The sequence below is a fragment of the Alteromonas sp. ABH4_453 genome (assembly GCF_056160665.1).
In genome coordinates this window covers 1-20,685 of record NZ_JBSWXP010000005.1, presented here as the reverse complement: position 1 = coordinate 20,685, position 20,685 = coordinate 1, and the positions used below count along the sequence as shown (strand labels likewise).

Genomic DNA, 20,685 nt, shown 5'->3' with positions numbered 1-20,685 from the left:
GGACTATTTAACGATGGTCATCTCTTCGATAAGGTTTGTTGCACCGTCAACGTATTGCATTACCCATAGCATGTAGCGCGTGTCTACGTGTATAGTGCGGGTTGTTTTCGGATCAAAGTCCCAATCTGAATTAACACTTTCAAATGTACCGTCAAATAACAAACCGATTAGTTCTGCTTTTGCGTTAAGCGTTGCAGAGCCTGAGTTTCCACCTGTAGAATCTAAATCCGTTAGGAAGTTAACCGGTACGCTATTGATGTCTTCAAGCTTGTACGGACCGTACTGTTTGTCTTCAATAAGCTCAAGCTGCTTTTTCGGTGAATCAAATGGTGTTTCGCCGGTATCCTTTTCAGTAATGCCTTCAAGACGGGTAAAGGGTTCGTAGATAAGGCCGTCTTTTGGAGAGCCACCCATCACGTTTCCGTAAGTCACGCGAAGCGTGCTGTTCGCATCTGGGTAAGCAAGGCTACCCAAAGACTTCTGCCAATCGATTATCGCACTCATGTATTTAGGGCGAAGCGCAGCAGCTTTACCGCTAAGTGTTTTGCTCTTATCTTCAATGGCCATTTCAGTATCAAAAAGCGCAACGGCGAGTTTGATGAACGGGTCGTTACTGCTTTCAAAGTCAGCGCGGCTTGCGGTTAACCACTTCAAACGCTCTTCAGTGTTGTTCAGTGACGTGTTGTCATAAAACGCTTTTAACTTTTTATGAAGTGTTTCGCTGTCTGTACTACCATCAATGCCTACTGCTTTATCGAAAGCAGCAACGCGGTTTTCTTCAGGCTGCTCTAGGTACATGCTGATCATTTTTTGCCAAACAGCTTGATCAACAACCGCATCAAAACGGCGTTCTATACGCTCTGCGTTTTCTTTAAGGCGAATTTGGTCGCGCTCTTGATACCCACGTTCGCGCTCTGCATCTGGCTTTTCTCTTTCAATTGCATTGCGATAAAGGGTTTGAGCAGAAGATAAAAGCTGTGCACGACTAAGGTTGTTGTACCAGAAGTTTTGCTTGTTCATCTGCATTTGCTCAGCGCTGACCGCATCAAGTTCGGCCAATGCTTGCTTCAATTCACTCTTGCCATTTTTATCAAGCCATGCTGCCAGCTGCTCTTCACGCTCGGCGCGGCGAGGAACAAGCCCAACACGTTTAGCACCAGAAAGCTGTCCTAAGGTATTTTTGTGAAAGTTATTCAGGCCAGCAAGTGTTGCTTCATATTTAATGCGCGCATCGCTACCTTCTTCAGAGGAGCTTTCAATGGTTTTAATCCATTCGTCTACCAGTTCAAGGTAAGTAGGGTATAGCCAGTCAAACATGTACGAAACTTGCGACAAACGGGCATAGCGATTGGTAGAACCAGGGTAACCCGCCGCCATTACAAAGTCGCCGTCTTCAAGGCCAGCAGCTGAAACTTTCAAGAAGTGGTCAGGTTTAAACGGTACGTTGTCTTCACTGAAATCAGCTGGTTTCCCATCTTTACCAACGTAAGCGCGATAGAAAGAGAAATCTCCGGTGTGACGCGGCCACATCCAGTTATCTATATCACCGCCGTATTTACCGATGGAGTCAGCAGGCGCGTAGGCAATACGTACGTCACGGATTTCCATTTGCTTGATAAGCTTATACTCGAGGCCTTGAAAAAACGAAGGAACAGAGCAACGGAAGCCTGCTTCAGACTCACATTCTGCAATGAGTGCTTTGCGATTGGTCTCGATAAGGTCGTAGCGCTCACGCCCTTGAACATCATCACCGATACCGCCAATAACTTTGTCGGTTACGTCAGAAAAATCGACAGTAACAAACATGCGAGTACCCGGTGCTGCGGGTAGTTCATCACCAATTTCTTTTGCTAGAAAACCGTCTTTTAAGTAATTGTTTTCTGGAGTGCTGTTATATTGTACTGAACCGCGTGCGCAGTGGTGATTGGTTACTGCTAAGCCTTTGTCAGAGACAAAGGATGCTGAACAACCACCCAGTGAAACAATAGCGCCCATAGGAAATGCGGTTAAATCATTAATGCTGCTGGCAGGAATTGCCAAGCCGGTTTCTTTTAAATCGCCCGCGATTGAAGGGAGCTGTTCTGGCGTGAACATACCTTCCTTAGCATTAACCTGCATTGCCGCGCCAATCAGCGCAGCCGAAATACAAAATACACTTACTTTAGACATCAGTGATCCTTGTTCTTGTCGTCTATCTCATTGTTATAAATCAAACTTAATACATACCAAGTTAACGTTTACGTCAACATTGTTACAGTGTAACTATAATACTCTGTGCGCCCTATAAAAAAGCGTATAGCGCACAGAGTAAATTTGTTAGGAAGTGTGACAAACCGCCAATGAAGGCAGAGAAAGGCGCTTTTATCGCAAAATTAGGAAAGACGAAAGGCAAATAATTCGAACGAAAACAAAAAAGGCAGAGTATCAAACTCTGCCTTTAGAATTAGAAGATCGGTAGTTAGCGATTAAAGCACTGATACCAATGCTTTCGCTAGTGTTTCAACGTTTTCTTGGTTGATGCCTGCAATGTTTACACGGCTAGAATCTACAAAGTAAACGCTATGCTTTTCACGTACTTCGCGCACTTGCTCTGGAGTGATACACAAGAATGAGAACATACCTTTCTGGTCGTTCACGAAGCTAAAGTCTTTTGGTGAACCATTATCGTGAAGGTTTTGTACAAGCATTGAGCGTAGTGATTTCATGCGATCGCGCATCTCGTTCACTTCAGATACCCATTCGTTGTTCAGTGCTTCGTCAGCAAGAATAATGTCTACTAATGCACCACCGTAGCTTGGCGGCATTGAATAGATGCCACGAGCAATAGACTGAATTTGACCCTGCGCAATTTTACGCGTTGCTGAATCTTCAGTGATAATAGCTGCTAAACCAACACGTTCGCGGTAAAGACCGAAGTTTTTAGAGCAAGACGCCGCTACAATTACTTCTGGAAGATTTTCGACCAACAAACGCATGCCGTATGCGTCTTCATCTAAACCTTCGCCGAAGCCAAGGTAAGCTACGTCGATGAAAGGCAAGAATTCACGCTCTTTCGCTACTTCTAGTACTTCATCCCATTGTGCATTAGTAAGGTCTGCACCTGTAGGGTTATGACAGCACCCGTGAAGAAGAACGATATCGCCTTTTTCAGTTTTGCGAAGGGTTTCCATCATAGCGTCGAAACGAATGCTCGCTGACGCTTTATCGAAATACGGGTAGGTTTCAATTTTAAGGCCCGCAGAGCCGATAAGTGGAATGTGGTTAGCCCAGGTTGGGTCGCTTACCCATACTTTCGCGTTGTCGTTACAACGGGCAAGTAGTTCTGATAAAATACGCAGCGCGCCACAACCACCTGGTGCTTGAACAGCAGCAACACGGTCTGCTAAAAGAACAGGGCTATTCTTACCTAACAGCAAAGACAACATACCATCGATAAAACCTTGGTTACCCTGAGGCGTAATGTAGGTTTTGCTGGTTTCTTTGTCTAAAAGCACTTTTTGCGCTTTTGCGACACTTGAAAGAATAGGGGTATTACCTTGCTCATCTTTATATACGCCAACACCTAAATCGATTTTATTGGGGTTGGTGTCTTCACGAAAAGCAGCTGACAGACCAAGAATTGGATCAGGGGCGAGATGGGGTAATACTTCAAACACGATATGTCCTCACGTTACGTTGGTGTGCAATAATTAGCAGGCAGGCATTATGCCATCGATGGTAGAAAAAACGACCCCTAAAGGTTGAAAATATTTCAATTAATCTGCTTTATAAAGCGTAAACGAAAGTTTCATTTCAAAAATACGCTAAATTGAAAAAGAAAAGGCGCGGGTTTCCACTGTTTTTCCTTTGTCTGAGAACCGACGCTCTTTCCAAGTGAGCGTGTTGTTTTTATCAATCAACAACAAGGTAGACGTACGCGTGCCGTATTTTTCGGTTTGAATGAAAATGGAAGATAATGCCTTCTCCCATTCATAACCTATGCCCGTGACGGGTAGCAGGGCGTCATCTGCTTTATTTTCGTGGCGTAAAATATCAAATAAATCGTCATCATTGATTGTACTTCGTTGCTGCACATAGTCATTTAAGGCAGTAACGCCCTGCGTGACTTTTGGCCATGGCGTAGCAATATCAGCATTTGACAGCCCATACACACCGGTATCAATTGAGTGGGTCGAATTGTTTACGTTGTTGTAAACGTGAAGCGCATTCACATCGCCAAATAGTAAGTTATACCCGTTGTACTGGTGACGAGTTTCTTCAAGCGTAGCTAAATATGCTGACTGCTCGGCATAATCTTTTTGGGCCGGGTTTTGTTTAAGCCAATTAGCAACCAATTCCCCGCGGGATACTGCATTTTTATTGATGTTTTGTGGGTCTCTCACATTGGTAAGCGCTGCAATTTTTCCGTTACGCGTAACACCCATCCAAGTGCCGTCAGCTTCTAAATCCTGCCCAGCAAGCATGTGCGGGTGGCTTTCCCAAAATGTTGAAGGTGCAGTCGGTCTTGCGTAAAACTCGTCTCGATTTGCTGCAATGATAAGAGGATAGTCATCTCGCATCTTGTTTGCGATAAATAAAATACACATAGCGTACCTAGTGTCCTTTTCTTAATTTGTTCATCACACATCGTTTAATCGCTACTGTTAACAATTGCGTTACATTTGCGTTTTGATTACTCTTCATCAATGTACGCGCAGAATGATGTGTTACGTAGTAAAAGAATATGCGGGTACAAAACAGAAAAAGAAAGCACGAAGGCCTATGAAGTATTGAAAGCAACCTGCCAATAATGCCATGCCGATGTAGCTCACCAGTATTTAAAGCCTTAAACCAAGCCGTAAATAAAAACCTAAATAAAACCCAATATAGAATAAAAAGCAGAGCATAATAATAATGACAAAACCCTCGCACCCAAATAACCACTCTCAATTAGCCAGTAAGGTCATCGTGGGGAGCAGTATTCCTCGTAAGTGGCCACAGTGGCTGTCGTCGTTTGCCGCGTGGGTGCTCACAAAAAAAGGCTGGCAAGTAGAAGGCGAACTCATTAATCAGAAAAAAGCCATTTTAGCGGTAGCACCGCATACATCAAACTGGGACTTTTTTATTGGCTTATTCGTGGTGTTTTCATTCAAGCTAAACATTAATTTTTTTGGAAAGCACACCATCTTTAAGCCACCACTAGGTGGCATTGTGAGGAGGCTAGGGGGCATTCCCATTGAAAGAAGTAAAGCCCACGGCGTGGTCACCTCTATTGCAAATAAAATTAAAGAGGCTGATCAGCTTATTCTTGCCTTAGCGCCAGAAGGTACTCGTAGCCCCATTTATCCATGGAAAATGGGGTTTATGCATATTGCACAACAAGCTGAAATTCCTGTTCAAGTCATAGGTTTGGACTACGCTAGAAAAAGAATTGTATTGGGGCCAATTATTCAGAAAGTGACTAATATAGATGAACAAATGCAAACTATTTATACGTTTTATGATAATGTTTGCGCAAAATATCCTAAAAACTGCATTATAAAGCCATAACCATTTTTGTAAGTGGTATGTACGCATCTGTCATAAATAGACTAATCCGGTGCGTATTTGGCTAGGTCGCAAACATCTATTTTCGGAGCTTCACCCGTGACAAAATTGGGATTCACAACCCGTCAGGTACATTCTGATCGCATGCTAAACACTCCAGAACATGGTGGTGTACACAGCAGCACATCTAATTCGGTTCTTTTTGAGTTTAAAGATGCGCGGGGCATTATAGATGCGTTTCAAGGCAAGCGCGCAGCTCACGTTTACTCTCGTTCTTCTTCGCCCTCTGTGGCTGCATTACAAAATATGCTAAATGACTTAGAAGGCGGTGTTGGTACGTTATGCTACTCAACCGGTATGGCGGCTATAAGCAGTTCTTTATTTGCCTTGTTAAAGTCGGGCGATCATTTAATCGTAAGCCAATACCTTTTCGGCAACACAAGAAGCTTTTTCGAAACGATAAAAGATTTCGGTGTGCAGGTTACGTACACTGATGTGACCGACATTCAGCAAGTTCAAGAAGCGTATCAGCCGAACACAAAAGGTGTTTACACGGAAACCGTGGCAAACCCTGTAACACAGGTTGCTGATCTTCACGCCATTGGTCAATTCTGTGAAGAAAAGAACATGCTGTTTATGGTTGACAACACCATGACACCGCCGCCAGTTTTCTACGCAAAAGATGTTAAGGCATCACTGGTGTTTTGCTCATTAACCAAATACATCGCAGGTCACGGCAATGTATTAGGCGGCGCAGTAGTGGACACTGGCAACTTTGACTGGACAAAGTTTGACAACCTCAAGCCTGCCTATCAGGTTACAGATACAGCACAATGGGGCATTACTCAAATCAAAAAGAAAGGCCTTCGTGATTTAGGTGCTACATTGGCACCTCAATCAGCCACGGCTATTGCATTGGGCATGGAAACCCTTGATTTGCGTTTAACACGAAGCCAGCACAACGCGATGCAGCTAGCAACCTTTCTAGATAATCACCCAAAGGTATCTAAAGTGTTTTATCCAGGTCTTGCCGACCATCCACAGCATTTTATGGCACGGGAATACCTTAACGGTGGCTACGGTGCAATTTTGAGTTTTGATCTTATTGACGGTGCAGATCCTGTGGCGTTTTTGAACGAAATGGAGCTGGTTATTTGTGCAACGCACTTAGGCGATAATCGCACTCTTGCGCTTCCTGTTGCCCCTACTATTTATTTCGAGAACACGGCAGAAGAACGTGAACTTATGGGGATTTCCGAAACCATGCTACGTATTTCGGTAGGTATTGAAGACACTCAGGATCTGATTGCAGATTTCGAAGCAGCGCTAAACACGATTTAGACAATGTTTTGCTACGTTAAACTACAGAAAAAGGGGCTTTCGCCCCTTTTTTATATGGTATTAATTGCCTTCAATATATATGTTTGACTAGCACCTGTTAGTCAAAACCTAGCGTGATTTGACCGCGAATTTCACCACTTGGAAATGCGTCTGAGTGGAAGTTAGTGTAAAGACCCCCGTCTGCCATCACGCCCATTTGCTCAGCGGTTAACGTAGTATTAGCTGGTACAGACCACATTCCATCGGTACCATCAGTGAGCCCAAGTAATACACCACCATTTACACCCGCTTCACCTTCGTGAATGTGCGCCATGTTGGCAGTCATTCCAGTTATAGTTACGCTACCTGACAGTGCACCTGTTGATGTATTCAGAGTAAATGCACCAGCGCCGCTTGCTGTAGTAGTTACTGCAGGCACTTCTTGTAGGCCGTTGGCAATGATGCCGTACACTTCAATGTTGTCAGGCGTGATCTGACCTCGAATTTCACCGCCAGTGAATGCCGCTGTATGCACATTCACATAGTGACCACCTGAAAGTAATTGCGTAGCAGTGGCTTCATCTAGCATTACGCTACCGTCTGTCATCCACACACCCGCCGTTTCTTCGCTCTCGACCAACGCTTCTAGCACAGGCCCATTTACACCAGCAAACCCAGTGTGAATATGTGCCATAGTCGCATTTTCGATGGTGGTTACCGCCACAAGAGAAACGTTATTGTTGGTCGTATCGAAAAGAGCATAGCCAGAGCCCATTGCCATAGTATCTACTGCTGGTACTTCTTGACTGCCACTTAGCGAGAATGTCACTACCGCTGTTGTATCAGGAACAATTTGACCACGCACTTCGCCACTTGGGTTGGCGGTAGTGTGCACGTTCAGATACCATTCACCACTAGTAAGCGCATCTAAGTTACTCGGCGAAATGATAGTCTCAGCTAAAACATACGTGCCATTACCTGCATCAGTGAGTGGGAAAGCAACCGGGCCGTTCATACCGATGCCGCCATCGTGTACGTGTACACCCGTAACGTCGGTTAGGCCTGAAACGTCAACGCTTACGCTAAATGCAGGCAAGTCTTCGTCAATTTCAACTACTGCTGTTGCAGTAGACATAGTATCAACAGCGGGTACCTCTTGTGAGCCACTTAAACTTACGTTGTAAGTCATATCAGCGTTAAAAGCAGGTGGAGGTGGTGCTAGGCCATCAAGTAATGCTAATTGAGGTAAATCACCTTCCATTGCGCCGTCTAGTGCAACTGCCGTGTAAATCTCACCATTTTCTAATGATAAGACGTCTGTTTCAATTGCCACTGTCTTGGTACCAGTAGGCGTAACCGTCACTACGTAGTCACCTTCCGCAAGGCTTACATAACCTGTTTCAACAAGCTCACCGGTCTCATAGGCAATATCAGCAAATGCCGGGTCAACCGCATCAATTTCGCCGTCTGCGGTTACATAAATATCGACGTTACCCGCTGAAGGTGAAGCATGTACAATGCGTACTTTCGCTTCAGTAGCAACAGATCGTGGCATATCAACAAGTACATCAAGTTCTGGCGCCGCTAAAACGTTATTTGCGATAGCGGTATAAGACATACCTACTTCTAGTGTCAATTCTGCATCGTCAACAGCCACAACACTGTTGTCACTATCGGCTACAACATCAATTAAGTAATCACCCGCAGCAACGGACAGGTAATCGGTGGTGCGTGGGAACTGAATGCCGTCTACTAGCACAATCTCGTTATTGGCAATAACGTCCACCGCTGGCGCGTCGCTAATACCGTGCACTACGCGAATTTCGGCACCTGCTTCTGTATCCCATATCTTGAAACTGCCGTCACCGTCTGCAGCTAGTAGTGTTACAGGCGAATCACCAGTACCCACATTATTAGTGGCAGCAATGAGTAAATCCGCGCCGTCAGCCAAGTTAACCGTGCCTGAGTCGTACACTACAGTGGTTTCGCCCGCTGGCGTGATTCGAATTTGATAGTCGCCTGCCGGCACTTGAATTAAATCGGTAAAATCTGTGAATTCAGCGGTAACAAGCGGTTGCTCTGCGCTAATATCCGCTTCTGGGGCGGTAACGTAGATGTCAACCGTTGGCGCCATAGACGCTGCATGTACAATTTGTACTTGAGCGTTACCAGCATCAACTGCGGTTTCCATACTGGTCACAGTTAAAAGCGATAATGTTTCATCGCCAACATTACCCACGGCAAAAATATCGTAGTTCACGTCAGCTTCTAAAGTAACGTCAGCTTGCAGCACTTCAGCGTTTTCACCTGGAAGAATACCTGTTACCCCAATATCGTATGTACCCGTTTCAACTTCAAACCGTGATGAAGCGACCTGGTAATCTACATTTTCTAACCCGTTCAGAATTGCGTCGTTAGCGGTGACATTGACCATAGGAGCGTCAGATGCTGCGTGAACAACGCGAACGTTAGAATACTCAATAACGGGGGCGGGGACTTCAACGACTTCATCATCGTCATCATCAGAGCAGCCGATTAAAAATAGTGGTAAGATTGAACATGCAAGGAGCGCTTTGGTCCTTCTCATTTTTTGTATCCTCTTAATTGTGTTGTGGCAAACCCGATTACGTGAAGCGGATAAGAGAAGATCAACCTCCTTGTAACATTAATTCAATGTAATGTTTTCAATTAATTTACAAGGTTGTCTAATTTTTCAGATTATCGTTCGATAAACTAGAACAGTTACCTCATTTTTTTGAGATTTTCATCCAAACTTATTCCGCTAATATCATTGTGTATTAACGAAACAACGAACATTGGAGTGCAGCATGAAAACAGTTTTAGCTATATTTTCCAGCCTTAGTGGCGAACAAGGTAATTCTTCAAAAATTGCAAACGAATACCTTTCAAAAATTGAAAGTGATGACTCAGTAAGTATTAATCGTGTGGATGTAGCCTCGCTGGCCCTTCCTCACCTAACAGGTGAAGAGATGCAGGCGTGGATGACTGAGGCGTCTGAGCGAAATGAATCACAACAGGCATTGGCAAAAATCTCTGATGACATTGTTGAAGCAGTAAAAGAGGCAGATGAAATTGTACTGGCAGTGCCAATGTACAATTTTGGTATTCCATCGAGCTTGAAAGCTTATTTCGATCGTATTGCAAGAGCAGGTGTCACGTTCAAGTACACCGAGACAGGCCCTGTTGGTTTATTAGAAAATAAATCAGCTACTGTTTTTGCCGCGCGTGGTGGTGTATATGCAGGTTCAGACTTTGATACGCAAACACCATATTTAAAACACTTTTTAAATTTTATTGGTATTAGCGATGTAAAATTCGTTTATGCTGAAGGACTTAACATGGGTGAAGAGCAGGCAAATAAGGCTTTTGCTGAAGCAAGCGAAAAAATTATTGAACTAACCAACAACTAAACACACTAAATTAATGCAGTTAGCTAAAACGTAGGAAGTATGTTTTCAGCTAAAAGTGTGTTCCAAGTTGAGTGTGCTTGATTGCCCCGCGTCTTACGCGGGGCTTTTTTATGCGCGGCTTTTAGATTCTCGTTTGGTGTGACCTGTAGGCAGCGTTGATATTCGCGGTTTTATTCGCTTTTGAGGAGTGCCTCTATGTCAGCGATAAAAGCCGGATCAGTGGGCTTTGTTGAACTAGGGTAGTGGGTTATTTGCTTACCGGAACTGTCAATAAGGTACTTATTAAAGTTCCATGATGGCGCTTTGCCGGTGGCGGTTTTTAGCATTCTATACATAGGATCGGCGTCTTCACCTTTTACCGATATTGGTTCAAACATCGGGAACTTTACGCCATAAGTCAATTCACACAGTTCTGCCGTTTTGCCTTCATCATTATCTTCTTGGTTAAAATCGTGCGACGGGAAGCCAAGTACTACAAAATCTTTGTCTTTATAATCACTATAAAGGGCTTCTAAACCTTCAAATTGTGGCGTGTAGCCGCAATAGCTGGCTGTGTTAACCACTAAAAGGGTCTTTCCGGCATATTCGTTACACAAATTCACCGTTTCTTGTGAGTTGAGCTTACGCTTCATGAATTTTAGTACGCTGGGGCACTCGCTCGCAAAGCTAGGAGTCGTGAAAAAGCTGAGCGCAAGCAACGCAGGTACAAAACCTTTCGCTTTCATAGTGTTTTACCTCATCAGTGAATTTTTGTTATTTTGTTCAGGCCGACAGACCAGTTTCACAACCATAAACGCAGAGGGTTTACGTTTGGTTCACTATCTCAATCGATGAACGTTAGCGCTTTAGCAACGGCTCTGCGTATAATGTTAACGTTTTTTACATAACAACGACTTAAAATAATGAAAAAATACTCTTCTTTACTCATCGCGGCTAGCGTTACTTTTGCGTTGGGCGGATGTGCAAGCACCACTAACGAAACATCTAGCCAAGCAGCGCCTACATCGCTTCCTGCTGCCACTGTCCAGCAAACCGTTACACCAGATGTCGGGCCTCAGAACAGCGCGAAAAATGGTGACATTACTTTAAAGCAAATAATGTCAGACCCTCAATGGATGGGCGCGCTACCCGAAGGTATGGGGTGGTCGGTCAATGGCGATAAAATTGTTTTTGAAAAAGAAAGGCAGAATAGCGCGTTAACAGATGTTTATGTTGCTGAACTCTCAAACCCTGCCAATGCCGTAAAAGCGCCATTATCAGACTTGCACAAGTATCGTTTTGACGAACGTGTAGTAAGAAATGATGGTGTAATTGCTTATTCATTTGAAGACAGTGTTTATGTGCAATTTACCAACGGTGAAACCGTGCGTATCGCGCGTGGCGGGAATGCGCTGTCAACGCTTTCATTTATGACTGATGGCCGCTTAATGGCGTTAAGCGGTAACAAATTTATTGCTATAGACCTATCTAACGGCAACCGCGAAGAATTATTGAGCTGGGAGTTTAGCGACGAACCCAAAGCGGTTGAGCCGCCTAAAGATTATATTGCCGAGCAGCAACAGTCGCTGGTGGAATACATCAAACTACAGCGCAAAAACAGACAAGAAAAAGACGACGCTCAAAAAGCGTTGGCCAAAGAAAACAGCAGTGTAGCACCTACGCCGTTTTACTTTGATAAGTCGCATCGACTAGCGGGTATTAGCGTTTCACCTGCGGGTAACTTCGCGGTAGTAGCAACCACGGAAAGTAAGCCGACTCGTGATGACAGCGACATCATGCCGCATTATATCCAAGAAGACAGCCGCATAGCCGCGAAACCCGTGCGCCAACGTGTTGCAGATGCGGAATCGGTAAATCATGAACTGTGGCTGCTTAATTTGAAAACAGGCGAGAAGAGTGAACTTAAATACTTTACTTTGCCTGGCTACAATGACGACGTACTTGCAGATGTAAAAGAAGAAAACGCGAAAGCAAAAGGCGAGACCTATGAAGTTAATCGTTTGCCGCGCGACATTACCTTACTGCAAAGCTGGTATTGGACTAAGCCTTCGATTCGCTGGCACAAAAGCGGTAACGCTGTTGCCGTAATGCTAGAAGCGTGGGACAACAAAGACCGCTGGATTGCAACAGTCGACTTAGCGAATAAAACGCTAGAAAACCAACATAGGCTTCATGACGATGCGTGGGTAAACTACCGTTTCAACGCATTTGATTGGCTAAATGACAGCGAAACACTTTACTATCAGTCTGAGCATACTGGTTACTCTCACTTATACGTTCAAAAGCCTGGCGAGAAGCCTGTCGCGCTAACCAGCGGCCGTTTTATTGTTGACGATTTAACGCTTTCTAGCGATGACAATTATATCTACTTTAAAGCTAATATGGAGCACCCGGGGCTTTACGAAGTTTATCGTGCAGATTTAAGTGACAATACCATCGATACCATGACTGATTTGAATGGTATGACAGACTACTCACTTAGCCCTGATGGTAAAAATTTGCTGCTAAGCCATAGCAAGGTGAATCAACCACAAGAGCTTTACATTAAGCCAGCAAACGAAACAACAGCGGCAAAGCAAATCACGCAAGGCACCAGTGCAGATTTTAATGCACTTCCATGGGCGGTGCCTAACGTCGTTGCTATTGAATCGTCGCATACCGATGCACCTATTTACGCACGAGTATATTTACCGGAAAATTACGACAAGACGGCACCAAACAAAGCGGTAGTGTTTAATCACGGTGCAGGCTACTTGCAAAACGCCCACATGGGGTGGTCTGGTTACTTCCGAGAATACATGTTCCATAGCATGCTCGTGCAGCAAGGCTATGTCGTACTAGATATGGACTATCGCGCTAGTGCTGGCTACGGACGTGATTGGCGAACCGCTATTTATCGTCAAATGGGTACCCCTGAAGTGCAAGATTTGCGTGATGGTGTTAACTGGCTTGTTGAAAATGCAAATGTAGATCGTGAGCGTATTGGCACATACGGCGGTTCATACGGCGGCTTCTTAACCTTTATGTCTATGTTTACCGCGCCAGATCTGTTTGCGGCAGGTGCAGCACTTCGTCCGGTAACCGATTGGGCCCATTACAACACGCCATATACGGCTAATATTCTGAATACGCCTGATATCGACCCCATCGCGTTTGAGCGTAGCTCGCCGATTTATTTTGCCGATGGACTAGAAAAGCCTTTGCTTATCAATGCGCCAATGGTTGATGACAACGTGTTTTTCCACGACACCGTGCGATTGGTACAGCGTCTTATCGAGCTTGAGAAAGAAGATTTTGAAACGGCCATTTATCCGGTAGAGCCACATGGCTTTGTACAGCCAAGCTCTTGGCTTGACGAATACCGCCGTATCTATAAGTTATTTGAAGAAAACTTATAAGCAAAGCCTTTACTTGAATCGCCTAACGCCTAAGAAGCGCTGGGTTGTTCACAAAGTAATAGGCTTACAGAAAAAGGCCCAAATTCAATGAATTCGGGCCTTTTTTATTCTTCATTTTTTGCTTCAGCACATTTTATCTGTTTTAACGAATTAAAATGCGCAAAAAGAGTGACGCTATATCGCTCGAGTTTCTATTTTCTTTTCGCCGTAATAAACATAAGTAAAAAGATTGCGAGACCCGTAAGCGCCCCGAATAAATGCGCGTCTACGGCAACTTTTGCGTCAATCAGGTTTGCAACTTGTTCACTACTACCGTCTATTTGCTCGTATCCCACTTTAATCGCTAACCCAATAAGTAGTAACCAACCCGACTTCATCTTCTCTTTTATATCAACACAGGCGCCCCATGCGAAAATACCGTGTAATGCGCCAGACAAACCCGCGTACCATATTAGATCTGGAGAGAAGAAATAAAGCCCGACACTGGTTCCTAAGCAGCACCATACAAAAACTTTTAAGTACAAACCAATGCGATAATGTTCACCGTGTAGCGCCCACAACAGCGCTAGACCTGCTAAATTTAAAAGTAGGTGGTAGCCATTGGTGTGCACGATATTGCCGCTGACTATACGCCAAGTTTCTAGACCTTGAATGGCGTACCTATCGTAAGCCAAATAATTGCCAGACATAGGCTCAAAGAAAAACGCGACTACGGAGCATAGCGCTATAAATAAAGGACCAGCGCTATACTTAAGCGAAAACGGCAGTGACATCATCAGTGTTAGTTATTTTTGAAATTAGAATTTGCTGGCTATGATACAGAAATTGCCTATAGGGTGAAAACTGAAGTACGCCCAAAACAAAAAGACGACAGTAAAGGAGTAATTATGTCTTACATCATTACCGAAAATAATCAGCAGTGCTTAACCATTACGCTTAACCGAACTGACAAGAAAAATGCGTTAACACGCGATATGTACCAAGAAATGGCGAATGCCATATTAGGTGTTAAGAACGATGGCTCAACGAAAGTGGTGGTGATAAAAGGTGCCGGTGATTGTTTTACCGCAGGCAACGATATTGGCGACTTTACGCAGCAGCAAGATCACGCTCAGGTGCCAGAAACAGCTGCCTTTATGCGAGCTTTGGCTGCATGTAATTTACCGGTTATTGCTCAAGTTCACGGATTAGCAGTGGGCATAGGCACAACGCTTTTACTTCATTGCGATTTTGTTTACGCCACTCCAGATACCCGATTTGTTCTACCATTCATCAACTTAGGGCTTGTTCCTGAATATGCATCAAGTTATCTTTTGCCTAAGGTTGCAGGTCATATCAAAGCGGCAGAGTGGCTAATGCTGGGCGAACCTTTTACCTCTGCCGACGCTTATCAATTTGGTATTCTGACAAAAGCTGTCGACGCTCACGAAATAGATAAAACGGTTCAAACTACGGTAGAGAAACTCGTCGCCAAGCCTTCATTTTCGCTTAAACAAACAAAAGCGCTATTAAAAGGTAACGGAGAGCGAACAAACCAACAAATGAACGAAGAGTTTGATATATTTTTAGAAGCGTTGGGCACAACCGCAGCCCAGGAAGCGTTTGATGCGTTTCTTAAAAAACGCCCAATTAACCCCGAAAAATTTAAATAAGAGGAAGTATTATTTTGAGACGCAGTGCTTTTTTCAGAGCTTCAGTGGTAACTCTTGCATTATCTAGCTGTATTATTTTTGGTGCGAACGCGAAGCAAACACGTGAAGTCGGAGAACCAGAAGCGGCAACAGGCTACATAGAGAAAAAGGCATTTGAAGCCGAAGATTATATGGTTGTAGCGGCCAATCCCTATGCGTCTTGGGCGGGAAAGAATATTTTAGAAAAGGGCGGAAGTGCGATCGATGCAGCGGTAGCTGTGCAATCGATGCTTTCGCTGGTTGAACCACAATCGTCAGGTATTGGTGGTGGTGCATTTATCCTTTATTGGGATAATAAGAATAAAGTACTTCACACCTTTGATGGCCGTGAAACAGCACCGAAAGCTGTCAATTCTCATTGGTTTATTGAAGGTAATAAGCCAATGCGCTGGTTAGATGCCGTAGTAGGCGGTAAGTCGGTTGGCGTGCCTGGTGCAGTAAAAGCGCTAGAAATGGCTCAGGGCGAGTTCGGCAAGCTGCCTTGGAATACGCTGTTCGACGATACAATCAAAACAGCTGAAGACGGCTTTAAAGTATCGCCGCGTTTAGCCAAACTTGTTGCATTAGACTATCACCCTGGCCTGAAAACTTTTCCTGCAAGCTCTACTTACTTCTTCCCGGCAGGCTTACCGTTAAAAGAAGGCACGGTAAGGAAAAATAAGAAGCTGGCCAAAACCTTAAGAGGTATTGCTGAAAAAGGCAGCGACTATTTATTGAAAGGCGAGGTCGCTGAAAAAATAGTAAAAGCGGTAAATAGCGCTGAAATCAACCCAGGCCAGATGACGTTAGATGACTTAGCAAACTACGAGCCTGTAAAGCGCGAACCTGTTTGTGGGCTATATCACGAAAAGCGTATCTGCGGTATGGCACCGCCTAGTTCTGGTGGCGTGAACGTCTATCAAATTCTTAAAATGTTAGAAGGTTTTGAACTTAGCCAGTATGCGCCGGATTCAGTAGAGTTTGCCAACCTGTACACGCAAGCAAGTGCGCTTTCGTATGCCGACCGCGAGAAGTTCATAGCGGATAGCGATTTTACTAACTTGCCGTTTGCGGCCATGATTAATACCGCTTATCTTCAGCGCCGTGCCGAGAGTATTGCTGTTGATAAAGAGTGGCGCCGCAAACGCGCGGGTAATCCTTACGCCGATGCGAATGTAGCACTTGGTACGTCAATGGAGCTGCCCAATACCTCACACGTTTCTATAGTAGACAAAGAGGGCAATGCAGTATCAATGACTACCAGCATTGAATTCATGTTTGGTTCTGGGATTATGGTAGAAGGCTTCCTGCTTAATAATCAGCTTACCGACTTTTCATTTTCGCCAACCAAAAACCGTTTTCCAGTACCAAATCGCGTAGAGCCTGGTAAGCGTCCTAGAAGTGCTATGAGCCCTACCATGGTGTTCGACAAAGAAGGGAATTTAGAGGTGGTTGTAGGCTCGCCGGGCGGCTCTAGAATTGTAAGCTACGTCGCTCAAACCCTAATTGGAGTTTTAGACTTTGGCTTGGATATTCAGCAAGCCATCAATCTTCCTAAAATTACTAATCGAAACGACTACACTGCGTTAGAGAAGGGCACACCAATAGCTGAGCTTGAAGAGCCGTTAAAGGCACTCGGCCATAACGTTAAAGTAGTGGATTTAAACAGCGGTCTTCATGGCATTCAGTTTAAATCAGGTAAATTAATTGGCGGCGCAGATCCTCGCAGAGAAGGCATTGCAGTAGGGCGCTAATTTGGCGTTTGCCTAGTTAAAACTAAATGCAGCAATGCGCTGTTGAGTGAGTGAAAGCGGAAGGTTAGATATCTTCCGCTTTTTTGTTTGTGCTGGGGTAATGTAAATAAAATGGTCTGCTCTTTCGAGTTTCTACTCTTAACTATTCGATTTTTCAAGAAGGAGTAATACCGAACGAACATGTGCAGAAAAAGACGACACTGGTGTTACTTGAATGACACGCCAGCCCTGATTGTTGTATTTGGTAACTTCTCCGTTAAGGGTGTCTAAATTAAGTTGGCTAGACCAAAAGTTTCGAGTTTTAAATTCAACGACTTTTTGCATTTATTTATAGTTCCTTCTACAGCTTTATTCTTTAAATTGTTAGATAGTAATATAACCTTCAAGGTAAGACACCGCTTGGCCAGAAATAAGCACGCGGTCGCCTGCCACCTCACATTTTAATGTGCCACCTCGTTTAGATGCTTGATAAGCCATAAGTTTTGACCGTCCAAACACTTTTGCCCAATAGGGAGCCAGCCCAGTGTGGATTGAACCGGTAACCGGATCTTCATCACCGCCATTCGCAGGCCAGAAATAACGGGATACAAAGTCAAATTGCGTACCCGGTGCTGTCACTACCACATCATAGGGGGCGAGTGATTTAAGCTGCTCGCTGTCTTGAATTACGCTTAAAACATCGTCTTCGTCAGAATAAACAGCAAAATAAGCTTGGTTATTTTTTAAAATACTTTTGGGCTTGATAGAAAGCCCTTGTAGTAACGCTTCAGGCACATCGTTGACTGGGTGGGGCATTTTATTGGGGAAGTCCATTTGAATAAATCCGTCGTCTTTCTTAACGACTTTCATCATACCAACCGACTTGGCTAATAGAGAAATATGCGGTAATTGGTAATTTTCGCTAAAGATTACGAAAGCGGATGCCAGCGTTGCGTGGCCACAGAAGTCGATTTCCGTCATGGGGGAAAACCAACGTATAGCGAATACGCCATTATCATCTTCAACTAAAAAGGCGGTCTCTGAAAGGTTATTTTCAGCAGCGATTTCTTGCATTTTTTCATCGCTAAGCCATTTTCCCGTTATAACTACTGCAGCAGGATTACCCTTAAACCTTACATTGGTAAATGCATCGACAACGTTAATTTTAATTTTCATTAGAACGCGCTTTTTTTATGATCGTATTTAAGTTTGGTTCAATTGGCATTGCCTTAAATGGGCTAACGTTAGCGCCACCTGTATTTCCATGAGGTACTAGCCCAAAAACAGTTTTAGTGGCAGCGCCCGCAATTCTGAAAAGTTGACCAAAAAACTCACCAATATTGCCTTGTTTCACTGCCCATAAAAGCATTTGAACGTGTACTTTAACGTGTAGCCTTGTAGAGGCTTGACTAAGAACATGTGCATTTTCTAAGTGTGAAAAAGCACACTGTTGGCTGTTTTGGTTTTGCTTTCTATGAGCTAGCGCTAGTTCAGCTTCTACATAAGGGCGAATATTGCGCGTAAAGCCTTTTGCTTTGAACATGGTGTAAGCACCTTTATTGAGGTTGATTTAAACCAAGCTCTTTTTGCATTTTCTTGGTTAACCCTAACGATACTAGTTTATAAGATGCGCTTAAATAGTATTCTAACGCTTCATCTTCATCACTCTCGCAATTGTACTGTTGTATCCACTTCATTCCACGACTAGCGAGATAGGGCGCAGGCCTATAGCCAGGCTTTTCTTCCAGAAAATAATAGTTTTGCTCAGATGTTTTAAAGGTAAAAGCAGGGTGTCCGTCCTTGCCAATGCTGCCTATAGCAAAAACTTTACCACCTACTTTCCATACTTCTGAATTTCCCCACTGAACGACATGAGTAGTGTGGGGCAGTGATTTGCAAAAATGATTGAATTCGTCGAGGGTCATAGTTACTCACTTAACTAATTGTCAGAGCATGAGTCATAGATCTTTATCATAATCTTATGTTTCGCTGTCACTACGATGCTTGCTGATTAACTCTGAAATAGCATTTGTTTTTGCCTGCGAGCGACTTTTACATTTCTTTTTATCATCATAATGTCCCGAAGAGCACTCAGCTTGGTTGCCGTTAGCTTTAATCACAGCAGACGTTGTATTGTAGATAGCATCTAAGCCGTCATGGGTGGTATTAATTGTGCCGCAGCCAACAAGAAGTAGAGAGAAAAGTGGGAATGCAACAATCTTCATTTAGTTAAAACCTTCCTTGAAAATAGATGCAGTTGCGCCTAATTAGCGCTACCTTAAACACTTGAAATTACTACAACTACACAAAGAATACAAAACTAGACGGCAGACTAAATTAACCATATTAGGTGATTTTTCATCTTACTCTTCTTGCTTTAGCCAAAAAGAATTAGCAAGGATGAAAGTGGGCCCCCCAGGTCCATGAACCTTCTCGCTGACCAAAAAAAGGCGACCTAGCCTTTCTTCGCGTGTACAAATTCAAGATGGTCAAGCAGTTAACTTTAGTTGGTTACAGAGCATGGCACTGAATCGATGGCTTCCTTGAGTTCTTGGGTAAACTCGTGACCCAAACCCAATGACTGTTCTTGATACCAATCAAACGACTCTTTTATTTCCCTTTTAACTTATAGGTGAAAGGAAACAGGCAGTATCTTTTAATTAAGACCCTTTTCTATCTCTACCCAACTAATGCTTTTTACCGCACCAGACTCTAGCTCTGCGCTGCGAGATTCTGCAAGTTTTACCCACTTGGATTCCACATCGCTATCAATCTTGGTATCCATAGCCGTTAAAAGACAGTGGGCAGCAAGTGCTTTCTCTTTAGTACTGAGTTGCTCGATATTTTCTAGCATCACTTTGAATGCCTCAGACATAAAATAACTCCCATTGGGTATGATTTGATATTACCACTAAAAAAGAGAAGTGAAAGGCTGGATTTACAAGTAGCGGTGGTCTTACCCACTAAAAGTGGACATCCATGTTAAGCGTATGTCGCTTCGTATTCGTAAGGGCTGACATAGCCCAATGTTGAATGCTGACGCACGCGATTATAAAAAATTTCAATGTACTCGAAGATACAAGATTTGATTTCCTGAAGCGAGTTGAATTTCTCCCCGTATATGAGTTCGACTTTCATTCGACTGAAAAATGACTCCATTACTGCATTGTCCCAGCAGTTGCTTCTTCTGCTCATGCTGGACACTGCGCCAATGCTCATTATTAGGTCTTGGTATCGCACAGAGCGATATTGAACACCTCTGTCGGAGTGAATGATTAACCCTGGTTCTATGTCTCGTCTGCTAATTGCCATATTAAGTGCGCGTATAATAAGCTCTTCGGTCATATGGCCATCAAACGCCCACCCAACAATAGCTCTTGAGTACAAGTCCATTACGGTAGCCAAATAATGCCATTGGCCTTTAAATCGAATGTAAGTGATGTCAGTGACCCACTTTGTATTGGGCTTTGTTGCTACAAATTGTCGGCGCAAAACGTTTTCACTCACGCGCACATGACTATGACTATATTGCGAGTATCGAAACGCTCTACCGTTACGAGCACGTAACTTTAGTTGCTGCATGATTTTCGCAATGGTATTAACGCAG

General features: G+C 43.9%; 19 protein-coding genes and 1 pseudogene. 7 read left to right on the top strand and 13 right to left on the bottom strand.

Translation table 11 applies throughout. From position 1 onward, the window contains the following. Positions 1-3 precede the first annotated feature (3 nt). The 3 genes from ACXAGV_RS10880 to ACXAGV_RS10870 all read right to left on the bottom strand — a co-directional run bounded on the left by ACXAGV_RS10880 (position 4) and on the right by ACXAGV_RS10870 (position 4,586). Positions 4-2,169: a S46 family peptidase gene (locus ACXAGV_RS10880; RefSeq protein WP_474873276.1), complete on the bottom strand. Its 2,166-nt coding sequence runs from the start codon at positions 2,167-2,169 to the stop codon at positions 4-6. A gap of 296 nt (positions 2,170-2,465) precedes the next feature. After that, a complete protein-coding gene (locus ACXAGV_RS10875) occupies positions 2,466-3,656 on the bottom strand; it encodes an amino acid aminotransferase (RefSeq protein ID WP_474873275.1) in 1,191 nt (396 codons plus the stop codon). 147 nt (positions 3,657-3,803) lie between these two features. Beyond that, on the bottom strand, positions 3,804-4,586 hold the full coding sequence (locus ACXAGV_RS10870) for an NRDE family protein (protein WP_474873274.1): 783 nt from the start codon (positions 4,584-4,586) through the stop codon (positions 3,804-3,806). A gap of 307 nt (positions 4,587-4,893) precedes the next feature. Between ACXAGV_RS10870 and ACXAGV_RS10865 the strand changes: the two genes are divergently transcribed. Together ACXAGV_RS10865 and ACXAGV_RS10860 are read left to right on the top strand one after the other, a co-directional pair. After that, entirely contained in the window at positions 4,894-5,529 is a 636-nt protein-coding gene (locus ACXAGV_RS10865; RefSeq protein ID WP_474873273.1) for a 1-acyl-sn-glycerol-3-phosphate acyltransferase, read from the top strand. A 96-nt stretch (positions 5,530-5,625) separates the two neighbouring features. Further along, positions 5,626-6,867, top strand: a complete 1,242-nt coding sequence (locus ACXAGV_RS10860; RefSeq protein ID WP_474873272.1) for a cystathionine gamma-synthase family protein — start codon at positions 5,626-5,628, stop codon at positions 6,865-6,867. 97 nt (positions 6,868-6,964) lie between these two features. On the opposite strand, the gene ACXAGV_RS10855 is transcribed toward ACXAGV_RS10860, so the two are convergent. Continuing rightward, positions 6,965-9,433, bottom strand: coding sequence for a CHRD domain-containing protein (locus ACXAGV_RS10855; RefSeq protein WP_474873271.1), 2,469 nt, complete (start codon positions 9,431-9,433; stop codon positions 6,965-6,967). A gap of 241 nt (positions 9,434-9,674) precedes the next feature. Between ACXAGV_RS10855 and ACXAGV_RS10850 the strand changes: the two genes are divergently transcribed. Then, a complete protein-coding gene (locus ACXAGV_RS10850; RefSeq protein WP_474873270.1) occupies positions 9,675-10,277 on the top strand; it encodes an FMN-dependent NADH-azoreductase in 603 nt (200 codons plus the stop codon). Positions 10,278-10,447: 170 nt separating this feature from the next. On the opposite strand, the gene ACXAGV_RS10845 is transcribed toward ACXAGV_RS10850, so the two are convergent. Then, entirely contained in the window at positions 10,448-11,002 is a 555-nt protein-coding gene (locus tag ACXAGV_RS10845) for a glutathione peroxidase (RefSeq protein WP_014949715.1), read from the bottom strand. A 177-nt stretch (positions 11,003-11,179) separates the two neighbouring features. Between ACXAGV_RS10845 and ACXAGV_RS10840 the strand changes: the two genes are divergently transcribed. Continuing rightward, a complete protein-coding gene (locus ACXAGV_RS10840; protein ID WP_474873269.1) occupies positions 11,180-13,675 on the top strand; it encodes a S9 family peptidase in 2,496 nt (831 codons plus the stop codon). A gap of 191 nt (positions 13,676-13,866) precedes the next feature. Here ACXAGV_RS10840 and rrtA read toward each other — a convergent pair whose 3' ends face one another. Next, on the bottom strand, positions 13,867-14,451 hold the full coding sequence (rrtA, locus tag ACXAGV_RS10835; protein ID WP_474873268.1) for a rhombosortase: 585 nt from the start codon (positions 14,449-14,451) through the stop codon (positions 13,867-13,869). A 111-nt stretch (positions 14,452-14,562) separates the two neighbouring features. Between rrtA and ACXAGV_RS10830 the strand changes: the two genes are divergently transcribed. Together ACXAGV_RS10830 and ggt are read left to right on the top strand one after the other, a co-directional pair. After that, a complete protein-coding gene (locus ACXAGV_RS10830; protein ID WP_474873267.1) occupies positions 14,563-15,327 on the top strand; it encodes an enoyl-CoA hydratase in 765 nt (254 codons plus the stop codon). Between the two features lie 14 nt (positions 15,328-15,341). Further along, the gene (gene ggt / locus ACXAGV_RS10825; protein ID WP_474873266.1) at positions 15,342-17,099 is read left to right on the top strand and encodes a gamma-glutamyltransferase; all 1,758 of its coding nucleotides are present in this window, start codon (positions 15,342-15,344) and stop codon (positions 17,097-17,099) included. Between the two features lie 138 nt (positions 17,100-17,237). Here the strand turns inward: ggt and ACXAGV_RS10820 are convergent, their stop codons facing one another. The 5 genes from ACXAGV_RS10820 to ACXAGV_RS10800 are packed head-to-tail and all read right to left on the bottom strand — an operon-like array spanning position 17,238 to position 19,303. Next, positions 17,238-17,423: a DUF4177 domain-containing protein gene (locus ACXAGV_RS10820; RefSeq protein ID WP_474873265.1), complete on the bottom strand. Its 186-nt coding sequence runs from the start codon at positions 17,421-17,423 to the stop codon at positions 17,238-17,240. A 39-nt stretch (positions 17,424-17,462) separates the two neighbouring features. Continuing rightward, positions 17,463-18,254 (bottom strand): PhzF family phenazine biosynthesis protein, encoded by a 792-nt coding sequence (locus ACXAGV_RS10815; protein WP_474873264.1) that lies wholly within the window; start codon positions 18,252-18,254, stop codon positions 17,463-17,465. Then, positions 18,244-18,621 (bottom strand): DUF3703 domain-containing protein, encoded by a 378-nt coding sequence (locus ACXAGV_RS10810; RefSeq protein ID WP_474873263.1) that lies wholly within the window; start codon positions 18,619-18,621, stop codon positions 18,244-18,246. The genes ACXAGV_RS10815 and ACXAGV_RS10810 overlap by 11 nt, the downstream gene beginning before the upstream one ends. 13 nt (positions 18,622-18,634) lie before the next feature. Beyond that, positions 18,635-19,003 (bottom strand): MmcQ/YjbR family DNA-binding protein, encoded by a 369-nt coding sequence (locus ACXAGV_RS10805; RefSeq protein WP_474873262.1) that lies wholly within the window; start codon positions 19,001-19,003, stop codon positions 18,635-18,637. Positions 19,004-19,057: 54 nt separating this feature from the next. Next, positions 19,058-19,303 carry a hypothetical protein gene (locus ACXAGV_RS10800; RefSeq protein WP_474873261.1) on the bottom strand — a complete coding sequence of 82 codons (246 nt, stop codon included), beginning with the start codon at positions 19,301-19,303 and terminating at the stop codon, positions 19,058-19,060. Between the two features lie 227 nt (positions 19,304-19,530). Between ACXAGV_RS10800 and ACXAGV_RS10795 the strand changes: the two are divergent. Then, positions 19,531-19,608: pseudogene (locus ACXAGV_RS10795) on the top strand (hypothetical protein); the annotation flags it as partial. Between the two features lie 126 nt (positions 19,609-19,734). Here ACXAGV_RS10795 and ACXAGV_RS10790 read toward each other — a convergent pair. Together ACXAGV_RS10790 and ACXAGV_RS10785 are read right to left on the bottom strand one after the other, a co-directional pair. After that, a complete protein-coding gene (locus ACXAGV_RS10790) occupies positions 19,735-19,953 on the bottom strand; it encodes an addiction module protein (protein WP_474873260.1) in 219 nt (72 codons plus the stop codon). Between the two features lie 107 nt (positions 19,954-20,060). Next, a partial coding sequence (locus ACXAGV_RS10785) for an IS3 family transposase (protein ID WP_474873259.1) occupies positions 20,061-20,685 on the bottom strand: 625 nt, incomplete at its 5' end.

Bases quoted from the DNA above. Each gene is read 5' to 3' on its own strand.
- ACXAGV_RS10880 (WP_474873276.1), bottom strand. From the start codon at position 2,169: ATGTCTAAAGTAAGTGTATTTTGTATTTCGGCTGCGCTGATTGGCGCG.
- ACXAGV_RS10870 (WP_474873274.1), bottom strand. From the start codon at position 4,586: ATGTGTATTTTATTTATCGCAAACAAGATGCGAGATGACTATCCTCTT.
- ACXAGV_RS10865 (WP_474873273.1), top strand. From the start codon at position 4,894: ATGACAAAACCCTCGCACCCAAATAACCACTCTCAATTAGCCAGTAAG.
- ACXAGV_RS10855 (WP_474873271.1), bottom strand. From the start codon at position 9,433: ATGAGAAGGACCAAAGCGCTCCTTGCATGTTCAATCTTACCACTATTT.
- ACXAGV_RS10850 (WP_474873270.1), top strand. From the start codon at position 9,675: ATGAAAACAGTTTTAGCTATATTTTCCAGCCTTAGTGGCGAACAAGGT.
- ACXAGV_RS10845 (WP_014949715.1), bottom strand. From the start codon at position 11,002: ATGAAAGCGAAAGGTTTTGTACCTGCGTTGCTTGCGCTCAGCTTTTTC.
- ACXAGV_RS10840 (WP_474873269.1), top strand. From the start codon at position 11,180: ATGAAAAAATACTCTTCTTTACTCATCGCGGCTAGCGTTACTTTTGCG.
- rrtA (WP_474873268.1), bottom strand. From the start codon at position 14,451: ATGATGTCACTGCCGTTTTCGCTTAAGTATAGCGCTGGTCCTTTATTT.
- ACXAGV_RS10830 (WP_474873267.1), top strand. From the start codon at position 14,563: ATGTCTTACATCATTACCGAAAATAATCAGCAGTGCTTAACCATTACG.
- ACXAGV_RS10820 (WP_474873265.1), bottom strand. From the start codon at position 17,423: ATGCAAAAAGTCGTTGAATTTAAAACTCGAAACTTTTGGTCTAGCCAA.
- ACXAGV_RS10815 (WP_474873264.1), bottom strand. From the start codon at position 18,254: ATGAAAATTAAAATTAACGTTGTCGATGCATTTACCAATGTAAGGTTT.
- ACXAGV_RS10810 (WP_474873263.1), bottom strand. From the start codon at position 18,621: ATGTTCAAAGCAAAAGGCTTTACGCGCAATATTCGCCCTTATGTAGAA.
- ACXAGV_RS10805 (WP_474873262.1), bottom strand. From the start codon at position 19,003: ATGACCCTCGACGAATTCAATCATTTTTGCAAATCACTGCCCCACACT.
- ACXAGV_RS10800 (WP_474873261.1), bottom strand. From the start codon at position 19,303: ATGAAGATTGTTGCATTCCCACTTTTCTCTCTACTTCTTGTTGGCTGC.
- ACXAGV_RS10790 (WP_474873260.1), bottom strand. From the start codon at position 19,953: ATGTCTGAGGCATTCAAAGTGATGCTAGAAAATATCGAGCAACTCAGT.